This window comes from Pseudomonas sp. Irchel 3E19 (assembly GCF_900187585.1).
Lineage (GTDB): Bacteria > Pseudomonadota > Gammaproteobacteria > Pseudomonadales > Pseudomonadaceae > Aquipseudomonas > Aquipseudomonas baetica.
Window position 1 is genome coordinate 39,477 of record NZ_FYDT01000013.1, and the last position, 15,001, is coordinate 54,477.

Sequence of the window (15,001 nt, forward strand, 5' to 3'; positions counted from 1 at the left end):
GTATATCGGGCACCAAAAATGTTGAATGGGCTGACGCCTTCGCGAGCACGCTCGCTGCCACAGGGGGTTAGTTGTGTGGCGCAGATTGGGGGATTTCGTGGTTATCCAGGACGCGGTTCACGGCCAGTTCCGCGAGCATGATGATCTGCTGGATCGCCAGAATCGTGCGCCGCTGCGGAAGGTCGACGTAGGCGGCGATGTCGCTGCTCATGATGTTGGCTTGTGCCAGTGATTCGCAGGCGTGGACGAGGAGGCTTTCGTTGTCTTGCCCCGGGGCGACCTGGAACATGGTGCTGGGTTTGTGGAACCTCAGGGTGGTGGCGTTGGGTTTGAGGTAGTGGTCGAGGGCGCGCTCGGCGGCTTCGTGGAATTTCTTCGAGCCGGCGGCTTCGTAAGGCGTGGTGTTATCCGCTTCGGGCGGATTGGGTGTTGGCTTTTTCATGATGAAACTCCATTCGGGATGTGGAGTTCGCCAGACGCTGCGACCAAGCAGAAGGGTGGCGAACTGTACGCGGGTTGGTCGACCAGGGAATGGAAACCCGGCAGGGCCGAAGCCCTCCCACGCACAGCTCGCCATTAAGCAAGCTTGAAAAGTGCGCCATTCTAAACCCGGACGACCAAGTCCGGTCGCTGATTCGTCAGCGACACCCAAAGCCTATCCACCGCACTTCCGACGGACAACCTTCAAAAGCTGTCGGAAACTTCCGCGAAAACCCCGAAATGTAGGAGCTGCCGTAGGCTGCGATCTTTTGATTTTTAAACATCAAGGTCAACAGATCGCAGCCTTCGGCAGCTCCTGCAGGTTTCGCAGTGTGTTGAAAATAAGTTGGCAGTGCGTGCGCGTGCGATGAAGGGATCTGTGGATCAAGCTTAAGAGCTGCAGCCGAGCTAACGCTCATCATGTTGAGCGGGGCGGCATTCGCCGCGTGCGGGTTGGACTTGTTACTTCTGTAGGAGCTGCCGAAGGCTGCGATCTTTTGATCTTGCTGTTGTTTTGCTGTGGAGGTTGGTCCGTCGCGATGGCGGCCCGTCAGCCGACCAATATCTTGCAGACTGCATACGATCCAATTGTGGGAGCGAGCCTGCTCGCGAAAGCGGTATTATATCGGGCACCAAAAATGTTGAATGGGCTGACGCCTTCGCGAGCACGCTCGCTGCCACAGGGGGTTAGTTGTGTGGCGCAGATTGGGGGATTTCGTGGTTATCCAGGACGCGGTTCACGGCCAGTTCCGCGAGCATGATGATCTGCTGGATCGCCAGAATCGTGCGCCGCTGCGGAAGGTCGACGTAGGCGGCGATGTCGCTGCTCATGATGTTGGCTTGTGCCAGTGATTCGCAGGCGTGGACGAGGAGGCTTTCGTTGTCTTGCCCCGGGGCGACCTGGAACATGGTGCTGGGTTTGTGGAACCTCAGGGTGGTGGCGTTGGGTTTGAGGTAGTGGTCGAGGGCGCGCTCGGCGGCTTCGTGGAATTTCTTCGAGCCGGCGGCTTCGTAAGGCGTGGTGTTATCCGCTTCGGGCGGATTGGGTGTTGGCTTTTTCATGGGGAACATACTCATGGCAAGTTGAGTTGAAGCTGCCACTTTTCGTTTTCCAGGCGATAGGGTGGCAGCTGTACGCGGACTGGAAAAACCGGCCCAACTCACCAAATCCGGCAGGCCCAAGGGCCTCCCGCGCACAGCTGCCATAACATTGCGAGCAGAAAAAGCGCCGCAGTATGCCATGAGCTTTGGTGGTTGAAATCGGGTTTTCCAGACCCGGTCGCTGATTCGTCAGCGACACCCAAAGCCTATCCACGGCACTTCCGACGGACAACCTTCAAAAGCTGTCGGAAACTTCCGCGAAAACCCCGAAATGTAGGAGCTGCCGTAGGCTGCGATCTTTTGATTTTTAAACATCAACATCAAAAGATCGCAGCCTTCGGCAGCTCCTACAGGTCCTGTGGGTTGTTTAAGGTCAGTTGGCGACGCGGGCGCCGGCGAGGCTGCCGCTGAGTTCGTAGGCGGTCAGTTCTGCTTGATGTGCGGCGAGGATTTCCGGCAGTGAGCCGCGCAGGTACTCGACCCAGGTTTTGATCTTTGCATCCAGGTATTGCCGCGACGGGTAGATCGCGTAGAGGTTCAGTTCCTGCGAGCGGTAGTTGGGCATCACCCGCACCAGTGTGCCGTTGCGCAAACCTTCGATGGCCGCGTACACCGGCAGGACGCCGACGCCCATGCCGCTGGTGATTGCGGTTTTCATCGCGTCGGCGGAGTTCACCAGAAACGGTGAGCTGTTGATGGTGACCATTTCCTGGCCTTCCGGGCCATCGAACGCCCATTTTTCCAGCGGGATCACCGGGCTCACCAGGCGCAGGCAGGCGTGGTTGAGCAGGTCGCTGGGCTTTTGCGCGCAGCCGTTGGCTTTCACGTAGGCCGGCGAGGCGCAGACGATGCTGTAGGTGATGCCCAGCCGTTGCGAGACGAAGCCCGAGTCTGGCAGTTCGCGAGCCAGCACGATAGACACGTCGTAGCCTTCGTCGAGCAGGTCCGGCACGCGGTTGGCCATGGTCAGGTCGAAGGTCACGTCCGGGTGGGTCTTGCGGTAGCGGGCGATGGCGTCGATCACGAAGTGCTGGCCGATGCCGGTCATGGTGTGGACTTTCAGCTGGCCGGCGGGGCGGGCGTGGGCTTCGCTGGCCTCGGCTTCGGCTTCTTCGACGTAGGCGAGGATCTGCTCGCAGCGCAGCAAATAGCGCTTGCCGGCTTCGGTCAGGGCGATGCGTCGAGTCGTGCGGTTAAGCAGTCGGGTTTGCAGGTGGGCTTCCAGGTTGGAGACCGCGCGCGAGACGTTGGCGGTGGTGGTGTCGAGCTGCACGGCGGCGGCGGTGAAGCTGCCGGCTTCGGCCACGCAACTGAAGGCGCGCATGTTTTGCAAAGTGTCCATGGGGTGCTCTCAAGGGAGATGGCAAATTGTGACACGAAGTTTCGGGGCCTGAGACCCCAGACTTAAGGATTATCTCGTTAACGGTAACAAAGATTCACAGGATTCCCAGCTTATCGCCGCTCAGGTCGCCCCCTAGAATTGCGCCGTTCCCTGTAGGAGCTGCCGCAGGCTCCTACATAAAACATGTCCCGCCTTATCCTCTTCTCAGGAATTCGCAGCTGTGCCGCGTCGCATCAACAGAGCGCTTTTGCCGCTCAGTGTTCTGGCTTTCACCCTGGGTCTCAGCGGCTGCATCTCAACTGATGGAATTGCCCCCCAGGGCAAGGCATTGCAGGCCAATGCGCTGGCCACCGACGACGCCATCGCCCACGCCGCCCGTGACGCCAATTGGCCCACCGCGCAATGGTGGCAAGCCTACGGCGACCTGCAATTGAACCGCTGGATTGACCTCGCCGTACAAGGCAGCCCAAGCATGGCCATGGCCGCCGCGCGGGTGCGTCAGGCCAAGGCCATGGCCGGTGTCGCTGAAGCGGCCGAGTCGTTGCAGATCAATGGCGAGTCGACCCTCAAACGCCACAACTGGCCGACCGATCAGTTCTACGGCCCGGGCGAACTGGCCAACACCACCACGTGGGACAACAACGCCGCGCTGGGTTTCAGCTACGCCCTTGACCTCTGGGGCCGCGAAAGCAATGCCAGTGAACGCGCGGTGGATCTGGCGCACATGAGTGCTGCCGAAGCACGGCTGGCGCAGTTGGAGTTGCAGAACAATATCGTGCGGGCCTACATCGAGCTGTCGCTGCATTACGCCCAGCGCGACATCGTTGCCGCGACGCTCAAACAGCAACAGCAGATTCTCGAGCTGGCGCAGAAGCGTCTGGACGGCGGGATCGGCACGCACTTTGAGGTCAGTCAGGCGCAAACGCCGTTGCCGGAAACCCATCGGCAACTGGATGCGCTGGACGAAGAGATCGCCCTGAGCCGCAATCAACTCGCCGCACTGGCGGGCAAAGGCCCGGGTGAGGGCGCGCAGTTGCAGCGCCCGACGCTCTCCCTCGGCGCCGCGTTGAAACTGCCTTCAGCGTTGCCCGCCGAACTGCTCGGCCAACGCCCGGACGTGGTCGCCAGTCGCTGGCAAGTGGCGGCGCAGGCGCGTGGGATCGATGTCGCGCATGCCGGTTTTTATCCCAACGTCGATCTGGTCGGCAGCCTCGGCTACATGGCCACCGGCGGCGGTGCGCTGGAGTTTTTGACCGGCAAGAAACTCACCTACAACGTGGGCCCGGCAATCTCGTTGCCGATCTTCGACGGCGGGCGATTGCGTGCCGAGTTGGGCGAAGCGTCGGCCGGTTTTGACATCGCCGTGGCGCATTACAACCAGACGCTGGTCAATGCGCTGAAGAACATTTCCGACCAGTTGATCCGCCGCGAGTCGATGGACAAGCAGCAGGGCTTCGCTGCCGAGTCCGTGGCCACCGCGCAGAAGACTTACGACATCGCGATGATCGCTTATCAGCGCGGCCTCACCGATTACCTCAACGTGCTTAACGCGCAAACACTGCTGTTCAAACAGCAGCAAGTGCAACAGCAGGTGCAGGCGGCGCGGTTGACTGCGCATGCCGAGTTGGTGACGGCGCTGGGTGGTGGCCTCGGTGCCGGTAACGACGTGCCGAGCTCTGAACAGACAGCGGCCCCGAAAACCCCGGTATTCCTACGTTGAACACAAAACCCGATGTGGGAGCGGGCTTGCTCGCGAACGCGGCGTATCAGTCGACATCGATGTTGAGTCTGAAGACGCCTTCGCGAGCAAGCCCGCTCCCACAGGATCCCGGCCCGCCCCGACTTTTCTGAGCACAATTGATGACTCCCTTGCCCGCACCTCTACGCTGGCTTTACTCCCTGGAATGGCGCCGGGGTTTCTTTGACTGGGCGCGCAGTGACGGCGTGACCTGGGTCTACATCTTCAAGGTGCTGCTCGCCGCGTTCCTCACCCTGTGGCTGGCCATGCGCCTGGAATTGCCGCAACCGCGCACGGCGATGATCACCGTGTTCATCGTCATGCAGCCGCAAAGTGGTCAGGTGTTCGCCAAGAGTTTCTATCGCTTTCTCGGCACGCTGGCCGGGTCGGCGATGATGGTCACGCTGATCGCGCTGTTCGCGCAAAATACCGAACTGTTCCTCGGCTCGCTGGCGATCTGGGTCGGCATTTGCTCGGCTGGTGCCGCGCGTTGCCGTAACTTCCGCGCTTACGGTTTTGTCTTGGCCGGGTACACCGCAGCGATGGTCGGTTTGCCGGCGCTGGCGCACCCGGACGGCGCGTTCATGGCGGCGGTGTGGCGGGTGCTGGAGATCTCGCTGGGGATTCTCTGCGCCACCGTGGTCAGCGCCGCGATCCTGCCACAGACCGCCAGCGCGGCGATGCGCAATGCCTTGTATCAGCGCTTCGGCGTATTCGCGCTGTTCGTCACCGATGGCTTGCGCGGGCGCAGCAAAACCGAATCTTTCGAGGCCAGCAACGTGCGTTTCATCGCCGAAGCCGTGGGCCTGGAAGGGCTGCGCAGCGTCACCGTGTTTGAAGACCCGCACATGCGTCGGCGCAACGGTCGCCTGAGCCGTTTGAACAGCGAGTTCATGGGTATCACCACGCGCTTCAACGCTCTGCATCAGTTGCTTGAGCGCTTGCGTGGCAATGGCGAAGAGCACGTTGTCGCGGCCATCAGGCCAGGCTTGCATGACTTGGCCGAAGTGCTCGACGGCTTCAGTGGTCGGGCGCTGACCAGCCCCGATGCCGCGCGACTGGCGACGGCGCTGGCGAGCTACAAGGAAGGTTTGCCGGCACGAGTGCGCAGCCTGCGCGCCATCTTTCAGGAGAGCGAGCCGAGCGACGCCGAGCAACTGGATTTCCACACCGCGTATGAATTGCTCTATCGCTTCGTCGATGATCTGCACGGTTACGCGCAAACCCACGCGTCCCTGGCCGATCACCGCCACGAACGTGAGCGCTGGGACGAGCCGTTCACCCCGCAAACCAACTGGTGGGCGGCAGCGGCCTCGGGGATTCGCGCCTCGTTCATTCTGATCGTGCTGGGCAGTTATTGGGTCGCCACCGCGTGGCCGAGCGGCGCGACCATGACCCTGATTGCTGCCGCGACCGTGGGCCTCTCCGCTGCCACGCCGAACCCGAAACGCATGGCATTTCAGATGGCTTGCGGCACTTTCCTTGGTGCGCTGATCGGCTTCGTCGAGATGTTTTTCATCTTCCCGTGGATCGACGGTTTTCCACTGTTGTGCGTGATGCTCGCGCCAGTGATCGTGCTCGGCTCATTCCTTACGTCGCGGCCGCAATACGCCGGTGTCGGCCTCGGTCTGCTGATCTTTTTCAGCACCGGTTCGGTGCCGGACAACCTGACGATCTACAACCCCTACACCTTTATCAACGACTACATCGCCATGGTCATGGGCATGCTGGTGTGTGCGGCGGCGGGGGCGATTATTTTGCCGCCGAACAGCCGCTGGTTGTGGCGACGGCTGGAGCAGGATCTGCGTGGGCAAGTGGTCTACGCGATCAGTGGCAAGCTCAAAGGCCTGGCGTCGAGTTTCGAGAGCCGCACCCGCGATTTGCTGCATCAGGCTTATGGTTTGGCGGCCGGTGAGCCGAAGGTGCAGAAGAATCTGCTGCGCTGGATGTTCGTGGTGCTGGAAGTCGGCCACGCGATCATCGAGTTGCGCAAGGAACAGGCGATTCTGCCGGTGCACCCGGCCTATGCCGAATCGCAACCGTGGCGGCAGGCGATCCGTGTGATGGGCCGGGCGCTGGTGCGGCTGTTCTTGCAACCGAACTCAAGCAATCTCGAACGGGCGCTGGTGGCGGTCGATCATGCGATCAGTCGCGTGGCGGCCACCGATGAGCCGTTCGCGCCGCACTTCGATACCTCAGCGTTGCGCCGGGTGAAGAGCTATCTGCACTTCATCCGCACCTCGTTGCTTGACCCGCAATCACCGCTGGCCGCTTTTGCTCCCGCCAAGCCCGAAGGATTTGCCCATGCCTCGTGAAATCGCCTTCCACGGCGTGTACATGCCGACCATGACCCTGATGTTTTTCATCGCTGCGGCGCTGGCCTGGGCGGTGGATCGGTTCTTGTCGGGGTTCGATCTGTACCGCTTCTTCTGGCACCCGGCGCTGCTGCGCCTGAGCCTGTTTTCCTGTCTGTTTGGCGCGATGGCGCTGACTGTTTACCGTTGAGTTGAGAACATCCAGATGAAAAAGTTTTTCAGCCTGCTCGCGACCCTGCTGGTGCTGGCCCTGGCGCTTTGGATCGGCCGGACCTTGTGGGTGCATTACATGAACACGCCGTGGACCCGCGATGGCCGCGTTCGCGCAGACATCATCAACGTCGCCGCCGACGTGACCGGTGAAGTCATCGATGTGCCGGTGCGCGACAACCAATTGGTGAAGAAGGGCGATTTGCTCATGCAGATCGACCCGGAGCACTACCGCATCGCGGTGAAACAGGCGCAGTCGCTGGTCGCCTCGCGCAAGTCGACGTGGGAGATGCGCAAGGTCAACGCCCACCGCCGCGCCGATCTGGACAACCTGGTGATCTCCAAGGAAAACCGCGACGACGCCAGCAACATCGCCGACGCCGCACTGGCCGATTATCAACATGCGCAGGCCCAACTGGAAGCCGCCGAACTCAACCTCAAACGCACCGAAGTACGCGCGGCGGTCGACGGTTACGTGACCAACCTCAACGTGCATCGCGGTGATTACGCGCGCATCGGCGAGGCAAAAATGGCCGTGGTCGACATGAATTCGTTCTGGGTTTACGGCTTCTTCGAAGAGACCAAATTGCCCCGCGTGAAAGTCGGTGATAAGGCCGACATGCAGTTGATGAGCGGCGAAGTGCTCAAGGGCCATGTGGAAAGCATTTCTCGCGGCATCTACGACCGCGACAACCCGGAAAGCCGCGAGCTGATCGCCGATGTGAACCCGACGTTCAACTGGGTGCGCTTGGCACAGCGAGTGCCGGTGCGCATTCACATTGATGAAGTGCCGGAGGGTGTTTTGTTGGCGGCGGGGATTACTTGTACGGTGGTGGTGAAGCAGGACACTGTGGATAACTGACAGACCGAGGTACTGCCATTCGCGAGCAGGCTCGCTCCCACACTGGATTCGCGTTGCACTGAAGATCCCTGTGGGAGCGAGCCTGCTCGCGAAGAACGGTAACGCGGTGTCAGAGCTGGCCGCGCAACCCGAAGCGCTTCATCAACGTCGATTCCAGCAAGCCCTTGGGCAGCAAAGCAGCCAACAACGGCAGCGCCCGACTGCCATTGCCAATCCTGATCAGCCGTGGCGGCTTGCTCTGCTGCACAGCCTTCAGCAGCACAGCAGCAAACTCAAGGGCCGGCGTTGGTTTGTCCTGCGACGCCTTGGCCCGCGCGCGGATCCCTTCTCGCAATGGAAACCACGGCGATTGTTCGTTGATCAACTGCTCGGCCTCATGCCCGGCGTTCTTGGCGAAGCTCGATTGAATCGCCCCTGGCTGGACCTCCATCACGCGAATGCCGAACGGCGCCAGCTCCATGCGCAAGGCATCGCTCAACGCATGCACTGCCGCTTTCGAGGCGCAATAGGCACCGGCGAACGGTGTGACCAATACGCCGGAAACACTGCCAATGTTCACCACCAATCCCTTGGCCCGGCGCAACACCGGGAACAGCGCGCGGGTGACGCCGACAATCGAGAACACGTTGGTTTCGAACTGGCGCTGCATGGCTGACACGCCACCGTCGAGCAGCGGGCCCATGGCGCCGTAACCGGCGTTGTTGATCAGCACGTCGAGGCTGCCGTGTTGCTGGTTGATGCGTTCGCCGAGTTGCTCCAGCGCTGCGCCGTCGTTGACATCCAGCTGGATCGCGGTGAACCCGGCAGCGGCCAGTGCGGCGACGTCTTCAGCCTTGCGCGCAGTGGCCCAGACTTCGAAACCGGCGGTTTTGAACGCATCGGCGAGGGCGCGGCCGATGCCGCTGGAGCAACCGGTAATCAACGCAACGGGCATGGCGCATTCCTTGTGCAAAAAGGGTGGGGAAGGGAATCAGTCGGAGAAACTACCCTGCAATCGCTCGGCGCGAAACTCCAGGGTTTGTGGGCGATAGCCGGGACGCAGTGGCGGCATCGGCAAGCAATCTTCCCAACTGCCGCCGGCCTGCAATTCACCGGGGCCGCGATAACGCGGGGCAGTGTATTGATTGTCGGCCAGATTGACCGTGTCGCCCGGCGCATAGGCTGCAATACGCCAGCGCAGTTCGGTCAGTGGCACACTGTTGCCGTTGTTCATCTTCAGTTGCAACGGCCGATCCGCCGGGCATTGTTCGGGCGCATAGCTGATGCGCAGTTCAAGCCGTGCCAGCTGTTTGATCTCGCGGTTGTCCAGCCACACCACCCACATGGCGACCAGACCGAGGCCAATCGCCGCCGCCACCGAAACCGGCAGGGCCTTGGCCGGATAGCGCAGCAACAGAATCAGCCAGGTGATGACCAGCAAAATGCCGATGAACATGTCGGACAACCTCGAAGGGATAGAGAGGCATCCTACCTAAGCGTAGGTGAGGTTGGCGATGGGCATCGGGACTTGCGGTGTCTGACCGGGCCTCTTCGCGAGCAGGCTCGCTCCCACAGGGGAATGCATTTCAAGTGTGGGAGCGAGCGCGCTCGCGAAGAGGCCATTGCCGGCGACACAGAATCCGGACAAAAAAAGCCCCCGTCCAACCCGCTGCGGATAGGGGACGCAGTGGGCTGGGCGAGGGCTTCTTGGTTTACTGAGCGTTGTCGATCGTTACTGCGCGATGGTTTTCACCGACACGCCGCGCTCGATCGGGGTGGAGCGGCCGTAGATATCTTCGAAACGCTCGATATCGTCCTCACCCAGATACGAACCCGATTGCACTTCGATGATTTCCAGCGGGATCTTGCCCGGGTTGCGCAGGCGATGCACCGAGGCAATCGGGATGTAGGTCGACTGGTTTTCGCAGAGCAGGAACACGTTGTCGTCACAGGTCACTTCAGCAGTGCCGCTGACCACGATCCAGTGTTCGGCGCGGTGGTGGTGCATCTGCAGCGACAGGCACGCGCCCGGCTTGACCGAGATGTGCTTGACCTGGAAACGCCCGCCCATGTCCACCGAATCGTAGGAGCCCCACGGACGGTAGACCTCGCAGTGGTTCTGGGTTTCGCTGCGACCCTGTTCGTTGAGGGTGTTGACCATCTGCTTGACGCCTTGGACCTTGTCCTTGTGGGCGATCATCATGGCGTCCTTGGTTTCGACCACCACAATGTTTTCCAGACCGATCACCGACACCAGTTTGCCGTTGCCGTGGATCATGCAGTTCTTGCTGTCCTGGATGACCACATCGCCTTTGGTGACGTTGCCGTTGGCGTCTTTCTCATTGACTTCCCACAGCGACGACCAGCAACCGACATCGCTCCAGCCGGCAGTCAGCGGCACGACGCAGGCGCGTTGGGTTTTTTCCATTACGGAATAGTCGATGGAGTTGTCCGGGCAGCAGGCGAAGGTGGCTTCGTCCAGCGTGACGGTATCGGCGTCTTGCTGGCTGCGCTCGAGGGTCAGCAGGCAGGTGTCGTAGATGTCCGGGTCGTGCTTTTTCAGCTCTTCGAGGAAGCGGCTGGCGCGGAACAGGAACATGCCGCTGTTCCAGTAGTAACCGCCCGACTCGACGTATTCGGTGGCGCGTTTCACGTCCGGTTTTTCGACAAAGTGCGAGACGCGGCTGACGCCTTCGGGCAGCAGCGAATCGGCGGTGGATTTGATGTAGCCGTAACCGGTTTCCGGTTTGGTCGCCGGCACGCCGAACAGCACCATTTCGCCGTTTTCGGCGGCAACGGTTGCAAGGGCGAGGGCGCGTTGCAGGGCTTTCTGGTCTTCGAGCACGTGGTCGGCCGGCAGCACCAGCATCAGTTCGTCACGACCTTCATTGACCAGCATCATCGCGGTCAGGGCCACGGCCGGCGCAGTGTTGCGGCCGAACGGTTCCATCAGGATGCGCTGGCATTCCAGCTTGCGGTTGGCCAACTGCTCGTTGACGATAAAACGGTGATCCTTGTTGCAGACCACGATCGGCGTGTCCATGCCTTCGAACACCAGGCGTTCCAGGGTTTGCTGGAACAAGGTGTGTTCGCCGGTCAGGGCGAGGAATTGCTTAGGAAACTGCTTACGCGAAAGCGGCCAAAGACGTGAGCCGCTACCACCTGACAAGATCACCGGAATCATATTGTTTACTCCATAAAATCGATTGGGTTAGAGGCACGAACGTTGTGTCGTTTCACTCTTGTTTTTGTTTCGTACCCGAACTGACAACCCGGTCAAAGGGTGGGAGGGGGCTTGCTCCCGAAGGCGGTGTATCAGTCGACATATCGGTTGAATGTCAGCCCGCTTTCGGGAGCAAGCCCCCTCCCACAGTGGGGAGGGGGTCAGTCAGGAAAATTGATTAGCGCGTCGACACCGGGCGTTTCACCCAGACTGGCGACAGGCTGCTGCCGGAACCGGTGACGTACAGCACCGCCGCTTCACCGCGCTCCAGAGCGACCGGCTTCACGTCGCCGACTTTCTTGTCGCCTTCGTACAGCGCCAGGCTGACTTTCACCGGGTTGATTTCGCGTTCGCCACGGCCCTTGGCCGCCACATTCGGTACCACGTCGGTCTTGCCGTCGGCAGTCTTCAGAGTCAGCGGTTTGTCGCTGAGGTTCTGCACGCGCACCAGGGATTTCTGCTTGTTCTTGAACGGCGGTTCTTCGATCAGTTGCGGCGCGCCGGAAGCGTTGTTGACCAGGGTGTAGTAGTGGTCACCGGCGAGTTTTACCGGCAGGGTCTGGCTGCCGACCTTGGCGCTGTAGTCGCCGCCCGGCATGAAACTGAAGTCGCTGCTGGCCAGTGGCGCAACGTCGCTCAAGTTGGTGCTGCCGACAGTGGCGCTGACTTCAGCGTTGCTGGCGTTGTAGATACGCACAAAGGTCGAGCCTTTCGGTGCGGTCGGGCCGTAGAGGGCAGCGTCGCCACCGGCGAAGGCGGGTACGGAAAGCACGCTGAGGCCAGCAACCAATGCGAAGCGTTTAGCGAGACGGCGAGGAGTAGTAGTGAAAGTCATGGTGTACCTCTCTTTCAGTTTTGCGCCCGGTCGGGCGTCTCGGATTTAGTGTTGATGGCTACGTTTTGTTGGCGAGCGCCGGCTTGTTTAAGCTCTGCGACCCACTGCGGGTCGGCGTCGCCGATTTCGTTGTTCACAGGCAGATATCGTTCAGGAAACTCCCAGATCAGCACCTGTGGCGGGCTGTTCTTGAAGTCATCGCTTTTCAGGTAGCTGAGCATCGGCAGGATCGGGCCGTGACCGTCTTCGGCGTAATTGACCACGTCGCTGTGCAGCGCTTGTTTCAGCGCACCGACGAAGTTCCAGTTCGGGTTGGCGCTGTAGCTGGTACCGATCAGCGCGACCGGCACTTCGCTGTTGGCGAACAGCGCGTCGTCACCGGCAGGTTGATCGCCAGCGGCTACGGTGTTGCGCTTTTGCAGTGGTTCTTGCGCCGGCATCAGGTTTTCGAACAGCGGGTCCAGCGGCAGGAACAGACGCAGGTCGCCCTTGTGCGTGACCTTCTCGGCAGGCGTGGTGACGAAGCGCTGTGGCTCGCCGCTGAGCGGGAACTTGTCGGCAATGGTTTTCGCCAGGGTGTTGGCCGCAACCTCGGCGCCCTCAGGCGTCCAGTGCGTATCGGTGCGCAGGAACACTTGCTGACCGTTCTGCTTGGCCTGTTGCAATGGCTTGAGCAGGTCCGGGGCGAGGATCTTGTCGGCCGCTACACGGTGGTGGAAATCCTCATAGAGGTTGGCGTGGATGCTCGACGGTTTCACTTCACCGAGGTGTTCCGGGTACAGGCGAACCTTGGCCGGCACGATCGCCATCACCAGTTTCACGCCTTTCTCTTTGAGGGTCTGGCGCACGCCTTCGACCAGCGCGTAGTTGCCTTGCAGGTTCAGCTCTTCGTTGACGATCGGGTTGAATTCCTCATCGCTGTACAACCACTGATCGCGGCCGAGCACCACGCCCGGACGACCTTCGTTGAACAGTTTGAAATCCAGCGCGGCCCAGAGGTTGGTGCCCAGACGCTTGATCGGAAACTCTTCGTCATAGTGGGTTTCCACGGCTTTGGTCCAGCGGCCGTTGAGCACCGTCGCGTCGGCGTTGGTGCTGAAGCCGAAGAAGCTGCGTACCGACCACAGACCCAAGACCAGCAGGGTCACCAGGAACAGGGCGATGTAGAAGATGCGTAATGAGCGGGTCATGTCAGATCCCTCAGAACTGGAAGTAAAGGAACGGCGAGAAGCTTTGCGCCGAGAGTTTGAGAATCGAGGCGATGAACAGCAGCAGGATCAGACCGCGCATCACGTAGCGCGACCAGTCCGCGCTCCAGTAAGCCGGTTGCACCTGGGCTTCGACGCCCACGGTGTAGCCTGGCTCGTGGATGCTTGCCGGGTTTTCGCCAGGCGCAGCCTTGATCATTCCCGGGGTCGCCGTCGCTGGGCCGTTGGCCTCGACGTTGACTTCAGGTTTGCTCTTGGCCGGCGGCTGGTTGGTGTACAGATCACGCAGGCCGAAGAACGCCAGCGTCACGTACGCCACAACCAAAGTTGCCACTTGCAGACCGGTGAGGCTGGCCTGATTGAGTTCCGACAGCGACCAGTCGCCGAAGCTGAACATTGCGCCGTACATGCGGCCGGCAACGTGCAGGTTCTCGGCGCGGAAGATCACCCAGCCCATGACCACGAGCAGGAAGGTCAGCGCCCAGCGGATCGGGTTGAGGCTGCGCGGCGAGGTGTTCAGGCCCAGCGCTTTTTCAATCGCCAGCCACATGCCGTGCCAGGCGCCCCAGACGATGTAGGTGATGTTCGCGCCGTGCCACAGACCACCGAGGAGCATGGTCAGGAACAGGTTGCGATAGGTCATCAGCGTGCCTTTACGGTTACCGCCGAGGGTGATGTACAGATAGTCACGCAGCCAGGTCGACAGGCTGATGTGCCAGCGGCGCCAGAACTCGGTGATCGACTGGCTGATGTACGGCTGTTTGAAGTTTTCCATGAAGCGGAAACCCATCATCAAGCCCAGACCGATGGCCATGTCGCTGTAACCGGAGAAGTCGAAATACAGCTGCGCGGTGTACGCCAGCGCGCCAAGCCAGGCATCACCCGTGGTCGGGTTTTGCAGGGCGAAACAATGGTCGGCGACCACCGCGAGGGTGTCGGCGATAAAGACCTTTTTGATGAAACCCTGCATGAACCGCGTGCAGCCCTCGGAAAACTTGTCGAGGGTGTGCGTGCGGTTGTTGAACTGGTCGGCGAGGTCGCGGAAACGCAGGACCGGGCCGGCAATCAAGTGCGGGAAGATCGCTACGAAGGCAGCGAAGTCGATCAGGTTGCGCGTGGCCGGGGTGTCGCCGCGATACACGTCGATGATGTAGCTGATCGACTCGAAGATGTAGAACGAGATACCGATCGGCAGCAGCACGTGGGTGAGGATGAATGGCGACAGACCGACCGACGTCATCATCGCGTTGATGCTGTCGACGCCGAAGTTGGCGTACTTGAAGTAGCCGAGGATGCACAGGTCGACTGCGACACCGAGCAGCAGCCAGCGCTGCGCCGGTTTGGTTCGCACGCCAGCGGCACCGACTTTGAGGCCGATCCAGTAGTTCCACAGCGTGACGGCGGCGAACAGCGCGAGGAAGTCCACACGCCACCAGGCGTAGAACACGTAGCTGGCAATCAGCAGCAGCAGGTTGCGATAGCGTTGCCCGCTCAAATAGTACAAGCCGAGAAAGATCGGCAAGAACAGAAACAGGAACACGTTGGATGAAAATACCATCCCGATCTCTCCATGTTTGAACCAACAGTCAAGGGCCAAAGCCCCCCCAAACCCCCCATGAAAATTCAGGGGGCGACATCACTTCACTGTGGGAGCGGGCTTGCTCGCGAAGGCGCTGTGTCAGTCGACATTATTTTTGAATGTCAGACC

Annotated in this window: 13 protein-coding genes; 4 read left to right on the forward strand and 9 right to left on the reverse strand. The window is 60.7% G+C overall.

Going from position 1 to position 15,001, the window contains the following annotated elements:
* Positions 1-67 precede the first annotated feature (67 nt).
* The 3 genes from CKW18_RS10820 to CKW18_RS10830 form a co-directional block, all read right to left on the reverse strand.
* A complete protein-coding gene (locus tag CKW18_RS10820) occupies positions 68-442 on the reverse strand; it encodes a DUF6124 family protein (RefSeq protein ID WP_095188788.1) in 375 nt (124 codons plus the stop codon).
* Between the two features lie 725 nt (positions 443-1,167).
* Positions 1,168-1,542, reverse strand: coding sequence for a DUF6124 family protein (locus tag CKW18_RS10825; RefSeq protein ID WP_095188788.1), 375 nt, complete (start codon positions 1,540-1,542; stop codon positions 1,168-1,170).
* Between the two features lie 412 nt (positions 1,543-1,954).
* Positions 1,955-2,923 (reverse strand): LysR family transcriptional regulator, encoded by a 969-nt coding sequence (locus CKW18_RS10830; protein ID WP_095188789.1) that lies wholly within the window; start codon positions 2,921-2,923, stop codon positions 1,955-1,957.
* Between the two features lie 220 nt (positions 2,924-3,143).
* Between CKW18_RS10830 and CKW18_RS10835 the strand changes: the two genes are divergently transcribed.
* The 4 genes from CKW18_RS10835 (at position 3,144) to CKW18_RS10855 (ending at position 8,048) form a co-directional block, all read left to right on the forward strand.
* A complete protein-coding gene (locus CKW18_RS10835) occupies positions 3,144-4,643 on the forward strand; it encodes an efflux transporter outer membrane subunit (RefSeq protein WP_095188790.1) in 1,500 nt (499 codons plus the stop codon).
* Between the two features lie 140 nt (positions 4,644-4,783).
* Positions 4,784-6,976: an FUSC family protein gene (locus tag CKW18_RS10845; protein ID WP_095188792.1), complete on the forward strand. Its 2,193-nt coding sequence runs from the start codon at positions 4,784-4,786 to the stop codon at positions 6,974-6,976.
* On the forward strand, positions 6,966-7,166 hold the full coding sequence (locus CKW18_RS10850) for a DUF1656 domain-containing protein (RefSeq protein ID WP_095188793.1): 201 nt from the start codon (positions 6,966-6,968) through the stop codon (positions 7,164-7,166). Before CKW18_RS10845 ends, CKW18_RS10850 begins: the two co-directional genes overlap by 11 nt.
* A 15-nt stretch (positions 7,167-7,181) precedes the next feature.
* Positions 7,182-8,048, forward strand: a complete 867-nt coding sequence (locus CKW18_RS10855; protein WP_095188794.1) for an HlyD family secretion protein — start codon at positions 7,182-7,184, stop codon at positions 8,046-8,048.
* A 109-nt stretch (positions 8,049-8,157) separates the two neighbouring features.
* Here CKW18_RS10855 and CKW18_RS10860 read toward each other — a convergent pair whose 3' ends face one another.
* From CKW18_RS10860 to CKW18_RS10885, 6 genes are all read right to left on the reverse strand, one after another.
* Positions 8,158-8,982 carry an SDR family oxidoreductase gene (locus tag CKW18_RS10860; RefSeq protein ID WP_095188795.1) on the reverse strand — a complete coding sequence of 275 codons (825 nt, stop codon included), beginning with the start codon at positions 8,980-8,982 and terminating at the stop codon, positions 8,158-8,160.
* Between the two features lie 36 nt (positions 8,983-9,018).
* The gene (locus tag CKW18_RS10865) at positions 9,019-9,483 is read right to left on the reverse strand and encodes a multidrug transporter (RefSeq protein ID WP_095188796.1); all 465 of its coding nucleotides are present in this window, start codon (positions 9,481-9,483) and stop codon (positions 9,019-9,021) included.
* 276 nt (positions 9,484-9,759) lie between these two features.
* Positions 9,760-11,211: a mannose-1-phosphate guanylyltransferase/mannose-6-phosphate isomerase gene (locus tag CKW18_RS10870; RefSeq protein WP_095188797.1), complete on the reverse strand. Its 1,452-nt coding sequence runs from the start codon at positions 11,209-11,211 to the stop codon at positions 9,760-9,762.
* 217 nt (positions 11,212-11,428) lie between these two features.
* A complete protein-coding gene (locus CKW18_RS10875; RefSeq protein WP_095188798.1) occupies positions 11,429-12,085 on the reverse strand; it encodes an alginate O-acetyltransferase AlgF in 657 nt (218 codons plus the stop codon).
* 14 nt (positions 12,086-12,099) lie between these two features.
* Positions 12,100-13,275, reverse strand: a complete 1,176-nt coding sequence (locus CKW18_RS10880) for an alginate O-acetyltransferase (protein ID WP_095188799.1) — start codon at positions 13,273-13,275, stop codon at positions 12,100-12,102.
* A 10-nt stretch (positions 13,276-13,285) separates the two neighbouring features.
* Entirely contained in the window at positions 13,286-14,851 is a 1,566-nt protein-coding gene (locus CKW18_RS10885; RefSeq protein ID WP_053117293.1) for an MBOAT family protein, read from the reverse strand.
* Positions 14,852-15,001 lie beyond the last annotated feature (150 nt).